Origin of the sequence: Photobacterium pectinilyticum, from assembly GCF_024357955.1 — a bacterium.
GTDB lineage: Bacteria > Pseudomonadota > Gammaproteobacteria > Enterobacterales > Vibrionaceae > Photobacterium > Photobacterium pectinilyticum.
In genome coordinates, this window is sequence record NZ_JANEYT010000037.1 from 1 (window position 1) to 18,395 (window position 18,395).

Below are 18,395 nucleotides of genomic sequence, written 5' to 3' on the forward strand. Positions count from 1 at the left end.
TGATCAGTCTTGCAGGTTAAAATCGCTGTTCTCTGCGTTAGAGATTTTGTAATTAGAGCCACTAGTTACTGCAATATATGCCTTGATAACAACGATTATTCCAGTGCAAATACTTGATCAACTACTTATCCAGATTGGTATCATCAGTAAGTCTTGCAGCTAACGGCTTCGGGGCGGCAAAACATATCATCATGATCACTGCTGCACTGATTAATCACATTGCTTACCGCATGGATTGGCGTAGTAATGATTAGGCTGAGTGCCAACAGGGGGAGTATTTTCTTGAACATAGGTAGCTACTCTTATTAACTAAACGATGTTTTATTTTATTCTTATGTAGAAAAATACCCCCTTGGTTTGCAATGTTAAACACCCTGATTAGGTAGGCTAACGGGGTAGGATTGACTCTAAATTGACAAAAATAGCTGCGAAAAAGATGTGTTAGATGGTATCTTGTGGCTTTTTCAGGTTGAGTAAAATCGGAGTCACCATGCCGCACCTGCGTTTTCGAGCTGTTGAATTTGATCATGTGAAGGCGTTGTCGACCAAATTGGTTGATTATTTGGAGCCGTTAATGGCTTGTCCGCGAGAGGATTTTACTCTCGAGCATGTTTCAACCACTTTTATTTTTGACGGTGAGGTGTCGGATGCTTACCCATTTGTGGAAGTGCTGTGGTTTGATCGTGGCCAAGAGGTTCAGGATCAAGTCGCTCAGTTGATCACCGAGGCAGTCCGCGCTGAATTTGAAGAACCAGAACAGGATGTTGCAGTGATTTTCACTGCGCTGACAGCGTCAGCATATTATGACAATGGTAGTCATTACTAATACTCAAAGCGGCCGAAAGGCCGCTTTCCTTCATATCGTATCTCGTTAGTAATTGTTGTCAGTTAGGTAAGTTTGATGTCGCGTTATACCAAGGTTGTAGCAGGATTGGGGGTTGTCGCAGGAGCGCTGGGGATCAGTACAGGGGCCCTGAACTGGTCGTTTGAAGTGTCTGAAGTGCCTGAAGTTAGTGCCAATGTGTTGGCACCGCAGTTCTCGTTCAACTGTATAAAAAGCGATGTTGCACTGCCGCTGGATCAAGACGGTAATTTTTCGGTTTCAGTCTGGAACATCTACAAGCAACAAAAAGAAAACTGGCGATCAGAGCTTGAGAGGTTCAGCCAAGGTAGCGGGTTGGTTTTATTGCAAGAGGCTAGCCTGACCACGGAGCTGAAAGAGTATTTAGATGATACTCAGTGGAAGGTAAGAATGGCCAATGCCTTCAAATTCCTTAACACGCCGGCAGGGGTGATGAATTTGTCTTCGGTTAATGCCAAGACTACCTGCGCCTATCTGGCAATGGAGCCTTGGTTGCGCTTGCCAAAGTCCGCTTTGTTGTCCGAGTTCAACCTTTCGAATGGCCAAACACTGGCGGTAGTTAACCTGCACGGGGTGAACTTTGCTCTGGGGCTGGAAGAGTACAAAGAGCAGTTCCGTACTCTGAAACGGGTATTGGACAAGCATATCGGCCCAGTGATTCTGGCCGGCGATTTCAATACTTGGCGTCAGGCGAGATTGGATGTGGTAGATGATTTTGCCCGTAGTCTTGGTTTGGAGGATGCCGTATTGCGTCGTGATCAGCGGGTAAAGGTGTTTGGCAAGCCGCTCGATCATGTCTATTACCGCGGGTTAGCGCTGGTAAGCGCGGAGGCACCGACAACCGATGCCTCCGATCATAACCCGATCATTGCCAACTTTAGGCTGCAATAATCATGATTGGCCAGACGATCAGGGTCATCAGCCAAGGTAAGGCTGCGACGATGATACATTTGGCTCTATCATAGTCTGTCCAAGCAGCGACGGCGGCATAGCTCAGGGCGATATACCACGGTGCCAGCAGTGGCGCTGTGGTCGCAAAGGCAGACCAAGGATGATTCAACGGTAGCTTCAGGAAGCCATTGAGGCTGTTTAGATCAGCCGCATTAGGCAAGAAGTTACCGGTGTTGAATACGGCATTCAGATAGCTAGCAAAGTCACCGATAACCGCTGGCAGCATGATAAAGCACGCCGCAGCAAGCCATTTGCCGAAATTGTGCTTATATTTACTGCTCTTGGTGGACAGGTTAAGCCAAAGCGCCAAAACAAAAATAGCGGCTGTCCGGCCGAAGAAATCACTGAATACCTCACCGGCTAACAAGACTTCCTTGGTTAGCCAGGCCTCTTGTACTTGCTGCTCCACATTAGGCAGCTGCATCATCAGCGTTTGCTGCAACCAGTTCATATCGACATGATTGAAGTATCCCCCCCAAAAGAAGAACGGACCGATAATGATTATCAAGTACGGTAAGAACGCCCATTTGGGGCGTTCGTGAACGGCTGCAAAGCAGTCGATCGGTGAACGAAAGGTATCGAGAACCGCAATAAACGGGTTTTTGGAAGGTGTCATACACTTACCTTGGTAACATCAACATAAAGTTTTAATTGCTGTCCCGGCTTGAGGTACTTCTGGCTACTGATTTGGTTCCATTTTACCACATCGGCTACTTTTACCTTGTAACGCTGGGCGATAGAACTCAGGTTGTCCCCAGAGCGAACCTTGTAGAAAACCGTACGGATCACCCCACCAGTCTCACTTGACTTCCATAGGGTCAGTTTCTGGCCAACGCGAAGGGGAGAGCTTTTATTGATCCCATTCCATTTGGTGATTTCGTCGATTGAGACTTTTTGTTTGCGGGCAATGGTCCATAAGCTATCGCCGGACTGGACAGTATACGTTGTACGATAACCGCTGCCATGGCTTTGCTGGGTGTTGTTGGCCATACGGGCAGCAACAGTCTCCCCGTCCTGCATCGCGACGGGGATCAGAATATGGCGACCGACACGAATACTGGTACCGTTCATGTTGTTGGCACGCTGGATCTGCTTGGTTGTTGTTTTATGCTTATGGGCAAGTACACTCAGGGTATCGCCAGGTTTAACCTCGTAGCGGATCACTTTCATGCCACGGCGGCCATTTTCATCAAAGGCGTTGTTGAATTTGTCGACTTTACTGATCGGTAGCAGTAGGTGGCTTGGACCTTCCGGTGCGGTTGCCCAGCGGTTGTAGCCCGGGTTCAGGCGCTGCAGTTCATCCAGTGAAACATTGGCGAATTTGGCGGCCATCGCCAAATCCATCTGGGTCTTTGGCTTAACAAGTTTTACAGCTGGTTCATTGTCGATAGCAGGAATACTGATCCCATATTTATCACGGTTTTGAATCACGTCGGAAACTGCGAGTAACTTAGGTACGTAGTCACTGGTCTCTCGAGGTAGGTCCAGCGACCAGAAGTCGGTCGGTTTGCCAGCCGCTTTGTTATTTCTGATTGCACGGAATACTCTGCCTTCACCGGTGTTGTAGGCCGCAAGGGCGTGGAGCCAGTTACCATCAAATTTACGGTTGAGGTATTCAAGTAAGTCCAGCGCTGCGCGGGTAGATTCTACTACGTCACGGCGACCGTCATACCACCAGTTTTGCTCAAGGCCGAAACTGCGGCCAGTTGGCGCGGTGATCTGCCAAAGACCTGCCGCACGGCCGTGTGAATAGGCAAATTGGTCGAAAGAGCTTTCAACGACCGGAAGCAAAGCAAGTTCCAGTGGCAGATCGCGCTTTTCGATTTCCTCGGTGATCATATAGAGGAAAGGTTCGGCTCGTTGGGCGACGGTATTGAGGTGGCTTGGGTGACGGAGGTACCAGTCACGGTAGTGAATGACGCGTTGGTCATTGGGGATATCCGTCTTCAGCTGCATGCTGATGCGTTGCCACACATCCTGCTGTTCCTGAGGGGTAGGAACTTTCTTAGGAATAACCACCTGCGGCTCAGGTGTTGGTGTTTTAGTGGTTGTTGTCGGAGCAACTTGGGCCGCAGGGTTATTATTTGTTGTGTTTGTTTGTTCTTCTTCTACTGTATTTGTCGTTTTTGTAATTTGGCAACCAGCCAGAAGTAGCGCACTCGCCAAAAAAAATCGGGATTTCATGTGTCCAGCCTATAGCCAAAATAGTTGGAGATGATACTTGTCCAACCACCTTAGTGACAAGTGACACAGGTCAAAATTCGTCTTTCCAACGGCGCAGTGCTGCAAAGGTTTCGACATCGCTATCGTTAACTGCTTTATTTGCAACTGATTTTTTAATGCTTGGCTGGTCGCAGCGCAGGAATGGATTGATCAATTTTTCTTGTTTCAAAGTGCTAGGAATGGTGCTAATCCCTTGTGCTCTCATTCGGCCGACCTCTTCACGGTAACGCTGAAGGTGTGGGTTGTCTTGTTCGGCAACAAGGGCAAAGGCCAGATTGCTGCTGGTATATTCATGGGCACAGTAGACTTCAGTTTCATCGGGTAGGGCACTGAGCTTTTGCAGCGAGGCATACATTTGTCCGGCGGTGCCTTCGAATAAGCGGCCACAACCAGCAGAAAACAAGGTATCGCCACAGAATAGCTTGCCGTCCCCGACATAGGCAACATGGCCTGCAGTATGTCCCGGCACACCAAGGACCATGAAGCGCTCACCAAAAATTTCAACTTGGTCGCCGTCATCGACCGACTGTGACACGCCCGGGATTGGTTCGGCAGAAGGGGCGACAATATGGATATTCGGGTAGCGGCGCTTGAGTTCGCTGATCCCGCCTATATGGTCATTGTGATGGTGGGTGATCAGGATGGCGTCTAGTTCAAGCTCTTCCTTTTCGAGGAATGCCAGGACTGGAGTGGCATCGCCGGGATCCACCACGACGCAATGGTTATCCGGACTGTGAATCAGCCAGATGTAATTGTCATTGAATGCAGGTATGCTTTTAATGGTCAGCATCTTTGTTTCTCCGGCTTTTTTGCTATTGAGCATCGACTTAGTTTGGAATTGCTATGAAGCCAGCCCGCATATTAAAACATATCGAACCACCACATACCTGGTCACAAGTTGTCAACGGTGAGTGGGCAGCAGAGCTATTACAGGCCCAGCTTGATGAGTGGTGGCCCAAACTGTTTGGCTACCATATGCTAAAGCTGGGTGGGCTAAGCTGCGAATTGGCCAGTGGCCATTGTAACATCCAGCATCAGATTTGCATTGATAAGTTCAACCCTCTGCATAACGTAGTTGCTGATCCTTTTGCTTTGCCGTTTGTCGAAAAGGCGTTCGATGCCTGTGTTATTACCCATCAGTTGGACTACTGCAGTGATCCCCACCGGTTGCTGCGCGAGGTTGACCGGGTGATTGTCGATGATGGTTATATTCTTATCAGTGGCAATAATCCGGTCAGTGCCTTGGGGGTACGAGGGCTCTTGCCGTGGAACCGTAAGCGCTTTCCGTGGAAAGGGCGGATGTTCATGCCTATGCGGATAAAAGACTGGCTCGGGGTGCTTAACTACGAAGTGGTGTTTCACGAAAATTTTGCGATACTGCCTGCGACGCGTCACCAAGCTTGTTCGGCTTGGGTCGAGGGAATGGTGTCGGACAGCTTATCGTCTGTCGGCAGCATGTACTTGATTGTGGCGAGAAAGCGCACTGTCCCGCTAAAGCCGATAAAGCCAACCTGGAAACTCAGGCGACAGCTGACACCGCTGGGAGTGAACTGCCGCACCAAGGCTTCCCGTAAGCAGAAATGCTAGGCTTAGATACTAACTGGCCTGATAGCCGGTATCATCTTGGGTTGGTGATTCTGCCGCGGCACGAGCCAGCTCATCGCAGCGTTCGTTTTCAGGATGGCCGGCATGGCCTTTTACCCAGTGCCACCTGACTTGATGACGCTGGGTTTCATTGTCGAGCCGTTGCCATAAGTCAGCGTTTTTAACCGGTTTTTTATCGGCAGTTTTCCAGCCGCGCTTTTTCCAGTTATGGATCCATTGAGTGATCCCCTGGCGGACATACTGGCTATCGGTGGTGAGATCGACCTGGCAGGGTTCTTTCAGGCTCGCCAAACCGACAATCGCGGCCAGAAGCTCCATGCGGTTGTTGGTTGTCATGAAAAAGCCGCCGTTGAGTTCTTTTTCATGCTGTTTATAACGTAACACGGTACCATAGCCGCCCGGCCCCGGGTTACCGAGGCAAGAACCGTCCGTGAAAATTTCTACCTGCTTCGTCATATTTGGTAGTATTCGTCTTAGTTAAAACTTGAGTCTGACACAATCGTATCTATGAAAGCCACAAATGAACGCATAATCGTATTCGATACTGAAACAACGGGTATGAATATGACCGGCCCTCACTATGAAGGGCACTGTATTGTCGAGATCGGTGCTGTGGAAATTATTAACCGTAAGTTAACGGGCAATACTTTCCATGTATATATCAAGCCGGATCGCGAAATCGATGCCGAGGCGATTGATGTCCACGGTATTACCGATGAATTCTTGGTTGATAAGCCGACTTACGGTGAAATCCATCAGGAGTTCATGGATTTCATCCGTGGGGCCGAGCTGGTCGCGCACAACGCGTCGTTCGATACCGGCTTTATGGATTACGAGTTTAGGAAGCTCGATCCTTCAATCGGCAAGACAGAAGATTTTTGTAAGGTGACCGATACCCTTGCGATGGCCAAGCGGTTATTCCCGGGTAAACGTAATAACCTTGATGTGCTCTGTTCCCGTTATGGTATCGATAACTCGCACCGAACGCTCCACGGGGCATTGCTCGATGCCGAGATCCTGGCCGATGTTTATCTGATGATGACCGGTGGCCAGACGTCCTTGGCCCTAAGCAGCGGCAGTGAAGATAGTGATGTTGGTGCAGAAAATGCAATCCGTCGGTTAGCTTCTGGGCGAAAAGCACTAAAGGTTATCCGGGCTTCTGCCGATGAAATACAAGCGCATGAAGCGCGTTTGGATATTATCGACAAGAAGGGCGACGTTATGTGGCGTCAGTAAGGGTATGATGAAGCGATTATGGTTGCTAATGCTAGTTTGGCCGCAGCTGTTGTTATGGCCACTATTATCATGGGCTGACGACAGCACGGTAATGTCATGGCTGGATAATCGCTTCCGGGTTGACCCGACGGTGCAGCAAGTCTCTTTTATGGTCACGCGCGATCAGAAAAGTAATTCGGTGGTCTTGGTTCGCCCAGACGGCCACAAATATTATGCCTGGCGCCATCCTGAGAGCGTCTCTTGGTACGAAGAGGCGGGGATGGATATCATTTCTATTGAAAACCCTATGCCAGGCCCATGGCAAGCAGTGGGAAAGGTTAGCCCGAAAAACCATATTACCGTCCTGTCTGATTTAAAGCTCGATGTTGATAACCTGCCCGCCAGGCTCTATCAATCGGAAACCATCAAATTTACCGCTCGCTTGACCCAAGCAGGTCAGCCGCTGGCCTTGCGTGATTTTCTTGATCGCGTGAACTTGTCAGTGGTGTTCTACGAATATATCGAAAACCCTGATGACCTTCCGAAAGAAGCGTTACCTATGCCTATACCAATGGGGACCTTTGCCGATGATGGGTACGGGTTCGATGAGGTTGCTGGTGATGGGGAGTTTACTGTTGCCCTACCGATAGAGCTCCAGCCGGGTAAGTACACGGTTAAGATTAGCTCTGGTAATGGTATTTTTCTTCGTACGGTCGAGCAGGAAGTGTTGGTTTATCCACCCCCGATCAACGCTAGTTTTATTCAAGGTCGAGGCCAAACGGAAGATCATCAAGTGGTCGTTGCTGGTGAGGAAGGCACATTGAAAACAGGCTCATTGGCTGCTCATATTGAGCAAGTGAGTTTTGAAGGAGAGACCAGTATCAGCCAGCAGGCTGCCTTGCCGGATGAAGAAACCTTGACGGTGTGGCTGCCAAATGGTGAGCTGCCCGGACGATACACATGGTCCGGTTGGATTTATGCCACCGATAATTTCAGTAATCGCGAGCTTATTTTCCAAATTCCTGAAAGCCATTTTGCCATTCAAGCTGAGCTACAGCTTGACCGGAATCTTGCGACTTTTCGCGAGCAGCAAGAAGCCAAGGAACGACAGATTGAATTCGCGAGACTAGATGCGGAGCGACAAGCTGCCCGTGCCAGGGCCATGAAAATTATTGCCCTGGCCAATGTACTGGTAATAGTTCTTATCGTTGTGGTAGCGGTGCTGTGGCGTAAGCGTAAAGTGAAGAAGGCGATGGAAAGCGCCGAAATCAGTGTGCCAAGCAGTTAACCCAAGTAGCTAAAGACAAGTAAGCATCTCTGAGATAGCCATATATCAATTTTTATTCTTAGCAGATAACAAAAAGGGAAGCCAGATAGGCTCCCCTTTGTCGTGTTGCGCTGTGGTTAATTTAAGCCGCTATTACCTTTGGTGTCGGCTGGTAGGGCTTGGCCGCCAGCTCTTGCGAGTCGAAGTCATCGACATTGATAGTGCGTAGTCGACCTTCTTCCGCCCGGCATAGTAGCTCGGCTTCTTCCGGGTTTATCACATTAAGCTCAAGCCCTTTTTCTGCCACTTTATCCAATTGCATGAACGGCATGCGTTTACCGGCTGCTTTACAGACGCGATCGTAGATCGGCTCAGCAGCAAGGATATCATTAAGCGTTGCTTCAATCATACCGACCGCATTGTTGGCTGTTGCTTCCAAATATTGGTTGCGGCCAATACGGCTACGGGTTTCGCTTGGGGTCTGGATGATTCGTGCGACTTTATGATCCAGCCTATCCGATGGACGTACACGGCCTAGCCCTAAAGGGAACACTATGGTGCGTAGCACGGCTGCAATTGGGCGATTCGGGAAGTTGCGCAGAAACTCGTCCAATGCTTCCTGAGTCTGGTAGAGCGCATCTTGCAGGCCCCAGTGAACCAAGGGGAGATCTTCAGCCTTGGCCCCTTCGTCCGTATAACGTTTGAGTGTCGCAGAGGCAAGGTAGAGTTGACTCAGCACATCACCCAATCGAGCTGACAGGCGTTCTTTTCGCTTGAGAGACCCACCCAGTACTGCCATTGATATGTCAGCAAGTAAAGCCAAGTTGGCACTGTAGCGGTTCAGTTGCTGGTAGTAGCGAGCCGTTGGATCTTTTCTCGGAGCAGAAGAGCCACGGCCATCAGTCAGGCCGAACCAGAATGAACGCACCATATTGCTGATCACAAACCCGACATGACCGAACAAGGATTGATCAAATTCACGCAGTGCTTTTTCGGTATCTTCGTTGTAGGCGGCGTTTATTTCGTTAAGGACATACGGGTGGCAGCGGATCGCCCCCTGACCAAAGATGATCATCGATCGGGTCAGGATATTCGCCCCTTCTACGGTGACGGCTATTGGCGCCCCTTGGTAGCCTCGAGCCAAGAAGTTGCTTGGACCCATACAGATCCCTTTCCCTCCGACAATGTCCATCGCGTCAATAACACTGCGTTGGCCACGGTGGGTACAGTGGTATTTTACAATCGCTGAAATAACCGAGGGTTTCTCGCCGAGATCAATACCGGCCACGGTCAGATTACTGGCCGCATCCATGACATAGGCATTGCCGGTAATGCGAGCCAATGGCTCCTCGATCCCTTCCATCTTGCCGATTGGTAGTTTGAACTGGCGGCGGATACGGGCATAGGCACCAGTGGCCATCGCCGCAGACTTCAGCCCGCCAGTTGAGTTGGACGGCAAGGTGATCCCACGGCCGACCGATAGACACTCAACCAGCATACGCCAGCCTTGACCTGCCATTTCCTGACCGCCAATAATAAATTCGATAGGGACAAAGACTTTGTCACCTTGGGTTGGACCATTTTGGAACGGGACATTGAGAGGGAAGTGACGGCGGCCGATGTTGACACCATCAATGTCGGTTGGGATCAGGGCGCAGGTAATTCCTAGCTCTTCTTCATCACCCAAGAGGTGGTCCGGGTCAAACAGCTTGAAAGCCAAGCCAAGTACAGTGGCAATTGGTGCCAAGGTGATATAGCGTTTGTTCCAGGTCAGCTCCATCCCGAGCACTTCTTCTCCCTGCCAATAGCCTTTTTTGACGATCCCGAAGTCCGGGATAGAGCCGGCGTCAGACCCCGCTTCTGGACTGGTCAAAGCAAAACAAGGGATCTCCTTACCTTCGGCAAGTCGAGGCAGGTAATGGTCTTTTTGATCTTGGGTACCGTAATGCTGCAGTAGCTCACCGGGACCGAGTGAATTCGGTACCCCGACAGTCGAGGAAAGCACGGCAGATACGCCAGTTAACTTTTGTAGTACCAGAGACTGGGCATAAGCGGAAAATTCAAGGCCGCCATATTTCTTCTTGATGATCATGGCAAAGAACTTGTGATCTTTGAGGTATTGCCATACATCCGGCGGTAGGTCAGCCAGTTCGTGGGTGACCTGGAAGTCGTTGACCATGCGGCAGACTTCATTGACCGGTCCATCAAGGAACGCTTTCTCTTCGGGGCTCAGGCGCGGGGCAGGAATATCGTGTAGCTTATTCCAATCGGGAGCACCACGGAACAAGTCGGCTTCCCACCAAACGGTACCAGCGTCAATGGCTTCTTTTTCCGTCCGTGACATTTCAGGCATGACTTTCTTGAACGCTTCCAGTGCGCGGCGGCTCACTAACGAGCGGCGCAGAGACGTTATATTGAGCGGTAAAGCGATGATCAAAAAAGCTAACCAACTAAACTGGCCAGTAATATCGAGTAGGGTGCCCACAGCCAGTGTAGCAGCAATGGCGAGGGTGAAGGTGCGTAGGTTTGCCCGGTGGTAAGCGAGCACACCGGTTATACCAACCAGCCCCAGTAGGTACACAAGTGTAACCATGTTCAATCTCCTTATTTGGGCGTTGTTTTATTATATTTTAGGTACAATTTATGCATGGTAAGAGGTCTAACCACTTGAGCTAAGTGTAATGTGATCTTTAATGAAATGTAAAATAAATTTCTATTGTGATGGCGTGTGATTACGTAAACATGTCTTGTCACTTGTTGTAAAACAAGGGATTGATCGAGATTGGTGGGAAGGAAAAAACGCCTGAGTTAATTTGTCACATAATTAAGAACGCGTGATATAGTTCACGTATTACGACGAATGCGGCATTGACGCAGCATTTACGTGAATTTTTTGTAGTGCAAGCGAGGCCGTGCAGAGTGGCGTTCCCTCATTATTGCCTTTCCCTAACTCCGACTGACAATTGCCCGCCGGATCCCTATGTCGGGATGATGGTTACTTACAAATTGTTAACTTGATCTCACTAAATGATAACGATTGTGTTTGGCTTTTGTCGTTCCCGTTTGGTTTGTAAGGGGTTTACCGTGTTGTTATTTGATGCGCTCAGACAGGCGTGGCGCGAAGGCTTTTCTCTCCCGGTGTTGCGTGCTGATGTTGTCGCAGGCCTGCTGGCAGGGCGGTGGATAATGTTGCCTGTTATGCCTGTTATGCCTGTTATGCCTGTGCAGAGTCATTACGTGAGCATTTGGCAATAAAGACTCACAATGTTCAGCCGAAGGAGTCGACACTTCCAAGCGTTTCTTTGTACACTGCGAGTTGATAATAATTTTTGACAAGTCAGAGAAGGTCCTATGTATCAAGACAACATCCGCGCCGAGTTGACGGAAGCGGCAGAAGTCCTCAACCGTTTCTTAAATGATGATAAGAACATTGCTGATATCGAAGCAGCTGCCAAACTTCTGGCCGAGTCGTTTAAGCAAGGCGGCAAGGTATTGTCTTGTGGTAATGGTGGCTCTCACTGTGATGCGATGCATTTTGCTGAAGAGTTGACAGGTCGCTACCGTGAAAACCGTCCGGGTTACCCGGGGATTGCGATTTCCGATCCGAGCCATCTGTCTTGTGTCAGCAATGACTTTGGATATGAGTCGGTGTTTTCCCGCTACCTTGAAGCGGTAGGTTCAAAAGGTGATGTGTTGTTTGGCTTATCGACATCAGGCAATTCCGGTAATATCTTGAAGGCTATCGAGGCTGCCAAGGCGAAGGGGATGAAAGTCATTGCCCTGACCGGTAAAGATGGTGGCAAGATGGCGGGTCTTGCGGATGTGGAAATTCGTGTACCGCATTTCGGTTATGCTGATCGCATTCAGGAAGTGCATATCAAGATTATCCATATTTTGATTATGTTGATTGAAAAAGAAATGGCGAAATAACCCAGTGTTTTTTACTGGAACATAGAGGAAGGGCATAAAGGACTATGTGTGAATTACTTGGCATGAGTGCCAATGTGCCGACAGATATATGCTTTAGTTTTACCGGCCTGATGCAGCGTGGGGGCAATACTGGCCCACACCGCGATGGCTGGGGGATCACCTTTTACGAAGGCAAGGGATTTAGGACCTTCAAGGATCCGAACCCGAGCAGCAAATCACGTATTGCAGAGTTGGTACAGGAATACCCGATCAAAAGCTGTGCGGTAGTCAGCCATATCCGGCAGGCAAACCGTGGTGGCGTGAGTTTGGAGAATACCCACCCGTTTACCCGCGAACTGTGGGGACAATACTGGACGTTTGCCCATAATGGCCAGTTGACGGGTTACGATGAGCTCGATACCGGCCGATTCAAGGCGGTAGGTGATACTGACAGTGAAATCGCTTTTTGCTGGCTGCTCAAACAACTTGATGATCAGTTCCCTGATACCCCTGATGACTTGGATGCGGTGTGCCGAGTACTGGCGGAAAGCTGTGATACATTACGCCAGCTTGGTGTTTACAACATGTTGTTGAGTAATGGTGAGTATGTACTTACCTACTGTACTAACAACCTGCATTGGATCACCCGTCGCGCCCCATTTGGTAAAGCGTCATTAATTGACGAAGATGTGACGATTGATTTTCAGCAGGAAACGACACCTAATGATGTGGTAACCGTGATTGCAACTCAGCCTCTGACCAATGATGAAAATTGGCACAAAATGGAGGTCGGGGAATTCAATGTTTTCCATTTTGGTGAGCAGGTATTCAATCGAACGTTGTAATGCTTATCTGAATAAAAAACGCGACCTCAGGTCGCGTTTTTTAACGTTTTGATAGGGCTTCACGCCTTACTCATCAGTCGCATAGCCGGACAGAGGTAATGGCGAACCATCAAGTACCGCTTTTCCGCCGGTCATCACAACACGGCTTTGCAGGCACCAGTTGGCGACCATCGGATAGATACGGTGCTCTTGCTCTTGGACTCGGGCCATCACGTCATCGGCATTATCGCCGGCAAAGATTGGTACCTTGGCCTGGAGGATCACCGGTCCGCCGTCAAGCTCTTCAGTGACGAAATGGACACTGGTACCATGCTCCTCATCACCGGCATCGATAGCCCGCTGGTGGGTATTGAGCCCGGTGTACTTCGGCAGCAGGGACGGGTGGACATTGAGCATCCGCCCTTGGTAGTGGCGGACAAAGTCACCGCTGAGGATGCGCATGAAGCCGGCCAGGATCACCAGATCCGGCTGGTAGCTGTCGATGCGATCGGCCATGGCCTGGTCGAAGGCTGCACGGTCAGCATAGTCTGCTGCACAAAGGTGCAGGGCATCAATGCCAGCTTGGCGGGCACGCTCTAATCCGTAAGCGTCAGCCTTGTTGGACAGCACCGCACTGATGCGGGCGTCCTTGATGATGCCTGACTCGCAGGCATCAATCATCGCTTGAAGGTTAGAGCCGTTGCCTGAGATAAGAACAACGATATTCTTCATCGCTTACAGGATCTCCACCTGCTCTTCGCCTTCGTTGGCATTGGCAATGTGGCCCAGGAGCCAAGCCTGCTCGCCTTCGGCATTGAGGATGCTGATCGCTTGCTCTGCCTGTGCTTTTGGCAGGGCAATCACCAAGCCAACACCACAGTTGAAGGTACGGTACATCTCGTAGGTATCAACGTTACCGGCTTCTTGTAGCCAGTTGAACACAGCAGGCCACTGCCAGCTGTTACCGTCAACAACCGCTTTCGTGCCTTGTGGCAGAACGCGCGGGATGTTTTCCCAGAAACCACCGCCAGTGATGTGGGAAATAGCATGGACATCACAGCTTTCCATCATCTTAAGGGTCGATTTCACGTAGATTTTGGTTGGCTCTAGCAGGTGATCAGAAAGCGCTTTGCCTTCGATTTCCTGATTAAGGTCGGCATTTGAAACCTCAAGGATTTTACGGATCAGCGAGAAGCCGTTTGAGTGCGGGCCGCTAGAGGCAACAGCAATCAGGGCATCGCCTTCTGCTACTTTGCTGCCATCAATGATGTCAGCTTTTTCAACAACGCCAACGCAGAAGCCAGCAACGTCGTAGTCTTCGCCGTGGTACATGCCAGGCATTTCCGCCGTTTCACCACCGATCAGTGCACAACCTGACTGGATACAACCTTCACCAATACCGGCAACAACATCAGCTGCGGTATCAACATCCAGCTTGCCCGTTGCGTAGTAATCCAGGAAGAACAGTGGCTCGCCACCTTGTACGATTAAATCGTTGACACACATCGCAACTAGATCGATGCCAATCGTGTCGTGCTTGTTCAGATCCATCGCCAGGCGCAGTTTTGTACCCACACCGTCTGTACCAGATACCAAAACTGGCTCTTTGTACTTGGTCGGCAGGCTGCATAGTGCGCCAAAACCGCCAATACCGCCCATCACTTCAGGACGGTGGGTGCGTTTTACCACCCCTTTAATACGATCAACTAATGCATTACCTGCATCGATATCAACACCAGCATCTTTGTAGCTAAGAGAAGAGTTATTGCCGCTCACAGGAGTTTCCTCAACGTATTAAAGTAAAAAAAGCGGGGGTATGATAACAGCAGTCTGGGCGGAAAGGAAAACGTTTGCGTCAATATTTGTCACTGAGTATTTCCTGAGCAAATAACCGTTCCACCTCTACCAGAGCACAAATGGTCTAGTGTATAATGGTGCGATTTTTTGAATTTAATTTGCCTAGGAGTCAAAGATGAAAGTCGTTGAGGTTAAACACCCACTAGTAAAACATAAGATTGGTCTTATGCGCGAAGGTGACATCAGCACTAAGCGATTCCGTGAGCTAGCGACGGAAGTAGGCAGCTTGTTGACATATGAAGCGACTTCAGACTTCGAAACAGAAAAAGTTACCATTGACGGCTGGAATGGTCCAGTTGAAATTGACCAGCTAAAAGGCAAAAAAGTAACAGTCGTGCCAATCCTGCGTGCTGGTCTTGGCATGATGGACGGCGTGCTTGAGCACATGCCAAGTGCACGTATCAGTGTTGTTGGTATCTACCGTGACGAAGAAACGCTTGAGCCAGTTCCTTATTTCAACAAGCTAGCATCTAACATTGATGAGCGTATTGCGCTTGTTGTTGACCCGATGCTGGCAACTGGCGGCTCGATGATCGCTACCCTTGATTTGCTGAAAGAGCAAGGTTGTAAGCAATTCAAGGTATTGGTATTGGTTGCTGCGCCTGAAGGTATTGCAGCGCTTGAAAAAGCCCACCCAGACGTCGAACTTTACACGGCGGCAATCGATGAGAAGCTGAACGACAAAGGCTACATCGTACCGGGCCTAGGCGATGCGGGTGACAAGATCTTCGGTACTAAATAAGCACTGTACTGCTAGAGTGAGTATGAAAGCAAAAAGCCGGATAGTTATCCGGCTTTTTTTATGGGCCTACTTAAGTTGACTATTTGCTAGATGTCTCTTCCATCTGAGCATTATCGACCACATGGCTCTCGCCCAAGTCATCAGGCAAGATCAGATTCAGCAAGATAGCCACGATACCACACAGGCTAACGCCCTGTAGGCTGAATTCACCGATACCGAAAGCCATACCACCGATACCAAACACCAATGTTACCGCGACAATCACCAAGTTGCGTGCCTTGTGCAGGTCGACCTGGTTTTTGATCAAGGTGTTGAGGCCGACCGTGGCAATCGAGCCGAACAGCAAGATCATAATACCACCCATGACCGGAACCGGAATGGTTTGTAGCATGGCGCCCAGCTTACCAACAAAGGCCAGTACTAGTGCCGTAACGGCAGCGTAGGTCATGATCACCGGGTTGAATGCCTTGGTCAGCATAACGGCACCGGTGACTTCAGAGTATGTGGTATTTGGTGGTGCGCCAAACATTGAAGCGGCGATGGTTGCGACCCCATCACCCGCCATGGTGCGGTGCAGGCCGGGTTTTTTCAGGTAATCTTTACCCGTTACGTTGGAAATCGCCAACATATCGCCGACGTGCTCAACGGCTGGAGCAATGGCCACTGGGATCATAAACAACACCGCGTTGATGTTGAATTCCGGGAAGGTGAAGTTAGGAAGTGCTAACCAAGCAGCCTGTTGAACCGGGGTGAAGTCAACAACGCCAAAGCCTAGGCTGACCAGATAGCCAGTAACGATACCCGCCATAATAGGAATAAGCTTGAAAAAGCCCTTAGCAAATACGCTGAAGGCAATGGTGACCAATAGCGAGATGGCAGAAATCCATAACGCAGCATCGCCATTAACGAGCTGTACTGCACCGTCCCCGGTTTTACCCAACGCCATATTCACAGCGGCTGGAGCCAAGCCTAGGCCGATAACCATGATCACCGGGCCAACAACAACGGGTGGTAGCAGCTTATGGATAATCGCAACACCACGTACCTTGATAATCGCTCCCATACAGACGTAAATCACGCCGGCCATCATCAGGCCACCCATGGTTGCGGGGATCCCCCAAGTTTGTACGCCATACATAATAGGAGCAATAAAAGCAAAAGAGGAGGCGAGGAAGATAGGGACGGAGCGTTTGGTGATGACTTGAAAGAGGAGGGTACCGATACCGGCACCGAAGAGGGCAACGTTGGGATCCAGTCCGGTAAGAAGCGGTACCAGAACCAATGCGCCAAATGCGACGAAAAGCATTTGAGCACCCTGTAATATCTGCATCATGGTTAAAATCCACCCTAGCTATAAAAAAAATCGCGGAATGTTAGCACAGAGGCAACCGTTTACCTAAAGGTTATAGGCAAAATAGTCCAAAAAGGGATCTCAGCATTATTTTGTGATGTATAAGATAAAAAAATTGCAGAACATTGACGTTGAATAGTGTCTATTGGCAAAGACTTATAAAGCGTTGGGAACAGAAAAATACAATTGAATGAATTTTTTGTGTGTGAAGCAGTTGCTCCGCGAGATACGTTCAATTTATGATCGGGTATTAACTTTAGTGATAACGAGTACTTTATGTTGCGTATTGCATTACTTTTCTTGGCACTATTGGCTCTTCCGCTGAAGGCTGCCACGGTGACCAACCTTTATCAGGCACAGGTGGCCCTGCCTGATACGGATCGCCAATCCGAGCAAGCAGCCAGGAAGCAGGCTCTGGAGCAGGTACTGATAAAAGTATCGGGGCAGAGCAACATCGTAGAAAACGAAATCGTTGCCAAGGCGTTGGGAAGCAGTAACCAATATGTCAGCCAGTTCAGCTATGCCAACCGTGATGGTCAGCGTACTCTATTACTGACTTTTGACCGAAGCCGCATCCGTACTTTATTGACACAGGCCAACTCGACCTTCTGGAGCGAGCTGCGACCGAGTGTTTTGGTATGGCTGGTGGAAGATGCTAACCGCAGCCGTAATATTATCTGGGATCAGTCGAGTAACGATTTAGCTAACCGCATCAAAGATGATGGTGATCGCCGTGGAGTACCGGTATTGATCCCCATCGGTGACTTTGAAGATGTAACGGCTATCAGCACGCCGGATATCTGGGGGGGATTTGTCCAGCCTATAGCGACAGCAAGCCAGCGTTACCAGCCTCAAGCGGTATTGGTGGTGCGAGCCCGTCAGCAGGACAATGAGCAGGTTACCCTGAACTGGCAGCTTTATTCTGGAAATGTTGAACAGCTAGGTCGTAACAAGGTTGCACCGTCAGAAGGCCGCAATAGCGGCGAGACGGCCACGTCAGTCGCTCAGATGATAGATAGCGTGGCAGATATTCTTGCTGCCAAATATGCCGTGCAGCTTGGCGGTGACACCAGCGGTCAGCTGGCGGTGGTGGTTGAGAATATCCAATCGTCGAAAGATTTCTTTACCCTTGAACGTATGATCACTAACCTGACATCGGTTGCTGCGGTTAATGCTTACCGTATTCAAGGTGACCGGGTTGAATTTACCGTTCAGTTGCTTAGTACCGAAGATGTGTTCCAGCGTGAACTGAGCCAGGATAGCCGTTTGTCAGCCGTGACTACGCCGGTGACAGAGCAATATGAACCGGCCCCTCAGCCAGAAGGCATGATAAGAGCAACGGATGTGTCAGCTTCTGGTGAGCCTTCTGTTCAGCCTGCCGACCAAGTAAATCCGGTGGCTGGTGAGGCATCGGGTGTGGATGTTTCAGACACAGAGCAGCTTAACAGCGATGCGCCAGTTGAAACTAAGCCAGCCAAGCAAGCTGCTGTGTTCAGCTGGTCTGATACTACGTCAGCAGCCTTGTAAGTGGTTACTTACCAATACTGACAAGGCAATAAAAAAACGGTGGCTTAGGCCACCGTTTTTGT

The 18,395-nt window shown here is 49.7% G+C and carries 19 protein-coding genes; 10 read left to right on the forward strand and 9 right to left on the reverse strand.

What is annotated here, in order from left to right:
* Window positions 1–143 precede the first annotated feature (143 nt).
* Window positions 144–290, reverse strand: coding sequence for a hypothetical protein (locus NHN17_RS15435; RefSeq protein WP_255043476.1), 147 nt, complete (start codon window positions 288–290; stop codon window positions 144–146).
* A 200-nt stretch (window positions 291–490) separates the two neighbouring features.
* Between NHN17_RS15435 and NHN17_RS15440 the strand changes: the two genes are divergently transcribed.
* Window positions 491–826 carry a DUF1904 domain-containing protein gene (locus NHN17_RS15440; protein ID WP_255043477.1) on the forward strand — a complete coding sequence of 112 codons (336 nt, stop codon included), beginning with the start codon at window positions 491–493 and terminating at the stop codon, window positions 824–826.
* 75 nt (window positions 827–901) lie between these two features.
* Window positions 902–1,753 carry an endonuclease/exonuclease/phosphatase family protein gene (locus NHN17_RS15445; protein WP_255043478.1) on the forward strand — a complete coding sequence of 284 codons (852 nt, stop codon included), beginning with the start codon at window positions 902–904 and terminating at the stop codon, window positions 1,751–1,753.
* Here NHN17_RS15445 and NHN17_RS15450 read toward each other — a convergent pair.
* The 3 genes from NHN17_RS15450 to gloB all read right to left on the reverse strand — a co-directional run bounded on the left by NHN17_RS15450 (window position 1,740) and on the right by gloB (window position 4,826).
* Window positions 1,740–2,429, reverse strand: a complete 690-nt coding sequence (locus tag NHN17_RS15450; protein ID WP_255043479.1) for a Yip1 family protein — start codon at window positions 2,427–2,429, stop codon at window positions 1,740–1,742. The two genes, NHN17_RS15445 and NHN17_RS15450, sit on opposite strands and share 14 nt — an antisense overlap.
* Window positions 2,426–3,997 carry a LysM peptidoglycan-binding domain-containing protein gene (locus NHN17_RS15455; RefSeq protein WP_255043480.1) on the reverse strand — a complete coding sequence of 524 codons (1,572 nt, stop codon included), beginning with the start codon at window positions 3,995–3,997 and terminating at the stop codon, window positions 2,426–2,428. The genes NHN17_RS15450 and NHN17_RS15455 overlap by 4 nt, the downstream gene beginning before the upstream one ends.
* A gap of 70 nt (window positions 3,998–4,067) precedes the next feature.
* Window positions 4,068–4,826, reverse strand: a complete 759-nt coding sequence (gene gloB, locus NHN17_RS15460) for a hydroxyacylglutathione hydrolase (protein WP_255043481.1) — start codon at window positions 4,824–4,826, stop codon at window positions 4,068–4,070.
* A 53-nt stretch (window positions 4,827–4,879) separates the two neighbouring features.
* On the opposite strand from gloB, the gene NHN17_RS15465 reads away from it, so the two are divergent.
* Window positions 4,880–5,623 carry a methyltransferase domain-containing protein gene (locus tag NHN17_RS15465; protein ID WP_255043482.1) on the forward strand — a complete coding sequence of 248 codons (744 nt, stop codon included), beginning with the start codon at window positions 4,880–4,882 and terminating at the stop codon, window positions 5,621–5,623.
* A 9-nt stretch (window positions 5,624–5,632) separates the two neighbouring features.
* Here the strand turns inward: NHN17_RS15465 and rnhA are convergent, their stop codons facing one another.
* Window positions 5,633–6,097 carry a ribonuclease HI gene (rnhA, locus tag NHN17_RS15470; RefSeq protein ID WP_255043483.1) on the reverse strand — a complete coding sequence of 155 codons (465 nt, stop codon included), beginning with the start codon at window positions 6,095–6,097 and terminating at the stop codon, window positions 5,633–5,635.
* A gap of 51 nt (window positions 6,098–6,148) precedes the next feature.
* Here rnhA and dnaQ point away from each other — a divergent pair, with 51 nt between their 5' ends.
* Both dnaQ and NHN17_RS15480 read left to right on the forward strand, forming a co-directional pair.
* Window positions 6,149–6,877, forward strand: coding sequence for a DNA polymerase III subunit epsilon (gene dnaQ / locus NHN17_RS15475; protein ID WP_255043484.1), 729 nt, complete (start codon window positions 6,149–6,151; stop codon window positions 6,875–6,877).
* A 4-nt stretch (window positions 6,878–6,881) separates the two neighbouring features.
* Entirely contained in the window at window positions 6,882–8,144 is a 1,263-nt protein-coding gene (locus NHN17_RS15480) for a TIGR03503 family protein (protein WP_255043485.1), read from the forward strand.
* Window positions 8,145–8,265: 121 nt separating this feature from the next.
* On the opposite strand, the gene fadE is transcribed toward NHN17_RS15480, so the two are convergent.
* Window positions 8,266–10,716 (reverse strand): acyl-CoA dehydrogenase FadE, encoded by a 2,451-nt coding sequence (gene fadE / locus NHN17_RS15485; RefSeq protein WP_255043486.1) that lies wholly within the window; start codon window positions 10,714–10,716, stop codon window positions 8,266–8,268.
* 434 nt (window positions 10,717–11,150) lie between these two features.
* On the opposite strand from fadE, the gene NHN17_RS15490 reads away from it, so the two are divergent.
* From NHN17_RS15490 to NHN17_RS15500, 3 genes are all read left to right on the forward strand, one after another.
* The gene (locus tag NHN17_RS15490) at window positions 11,151–11,378 is read left to right on the forward strand and encodes a hypothetical protein (protein WP_255043487.1); all 228 of its coding nucleotides are present in this window, start codon (window positions 11,151–11,153) and stop codon (window positions 11,376–11,378) included.
* Between the two features lie 96 nt (window positions 11,379–11,474).
* Entirely contained in the window at window positions 11,475–12,053 is a 579-nt protein-coding gene (gene lpcA, locus NHN17_RS15495; protein WP_255043488.1) for a D-sedoheptulose 7-phosphate isomerase, read from the forward strand.
* 44 nt (window positions 12,054–12,097) lie between these two features.
* Window positions 12,098–12,877 carry a class II glutamine amidotransferase gene (locus tag NHN17_RS15500; protein WP_255043489.1) on the forward strand — a complete coding sequence of 260 codons (780 nt, stop codon included), beginning with the start codon at window positions 12,098–12,100 and terminating at the stop codon, window positions 12,875–12,877.
* Window positions 12,878–12,943: 66 nt separating this feature from the next.
* Here NHN17_RS15500 and purN read toward each other — a convergent pair whose 3' ends face one another.
* Entirely contained in the window at window positions 12,944–13,588 is a 645-nt protein-coding gene (purN, locus tag NHN17_RS15505; RefSeq protein WP_255043490.1) for a phosphoribosylglycinamide formyltransferase, read from the reverse strand.
* Between the two features lie 3 nt (window positions 13,589–13,591).
* The gene (purM, locus tag NHN17_RS15510) at window positions 13,592–14,632 is read right to left on the reverse strand and encodes a phosphoribosylformylglycinamidine cyclo-ligase (protein ID WP_255043491.1); all 1,041 of its coding nucleotides are present in this window, start codon (window positions 14,630–14,632) and stop codon (window positions 13,592–13,594) included.
* Between the two features lie 196 nt (window positions 14,633–14,828).
* Here purM and upp point away from each other — a divergent pair, with 196 nt between their 5' ends.
* Window positions 14,829–15,455: a uracil phosphoribosyltransferase gene (gene upp / locus NHN17_RS15515; protein ID WP_107350335.1), complete on the forward strand. Its 627-nt coding sequence runs from the start codon at window positions 14,829–14,831 to the stop codon at window positions 15,453–15,455.
* A gap of 79 nt (window positions 15,456–15,534) precedes the next feature.
* On the opposite strand, the gene NHN17_RS15520 is transcribed toward upp, so the two are convergent.
* Complete coding sequence (locus NHN17_RS15520; RefSeq protein WP_255043493.1) at window positions 15,535–16,788, reverse strand: uracil-xanthine permease family protein; 1,254 nt, start codon at window positions 16,786–16,788, stop codon at window positions 15,535–15,537.
* A gap of 294 nt (window positions 16,789–17,082) precedes the next feature.
* Between NHN17_RS15520 and NHN17_RS15525 the strand changes: the two genes are divergently transcribed.
* Entirely contained in the window at window positions 17,083–18,333 is a 1,251-nt protein-coding gene (locus NHN17_RS15525; RefSeq protein WP_255043494.1) for a DUF2066 domain-containing protein, read from the forward strand.
* The last annotated feature ends 62 nt before the right edge of the window (window positions 18,334–18,395 follow it).